Annotated in this window: 1 pseudogene; it reads left to right on the top strand. The window is 54.9% G+C overall.

The features are described 5' to 3' along the window. Positions 1–253 (top strand): annotated as a pseudogene (locus IV91_RS0114845) (IS1634 family transposase); the annotation flags it as partial.

The raw sequence follows: 253 nt of genomic DNA, 5'->3' as shown, positions 1-253 counted from the left end.
CATCCCGGCATCTATTGCCTGCGCAGCAACGAGACCACTTGGGACGAAGAAAAACTGTGGCGTACCTATACGATGCTGACGGATCTGGAGAGCGTATTCCGCAGCCTGAAGAGCGAGTTGGGTTTGTGTCCGGTCTATCATTCGAAAGAGGAGCGCGCAGATGGACATCTCTTCATCACCGTGCTGGCCTATCAGGCCGTACAGGTGCTACGAGCGAAACTGAAGAAAGCAGACATCCGCGACAACTGGGCCA

It is taken from the genome of Ferrovum myxofaciens (assembly GCF_000735045.1).
Taxonomy (GTDB): Bacteria; Pseudomonadota; Gammaproteobacteria; order Burkholderiales; family Ferrovaceae; genus Ferrovum; species Ferrovum myxofaciens.
Note: the sequence above shows the minus strand (reverse complement) of the source record. Positions and strands in the feature narration are given on the sequence as shown.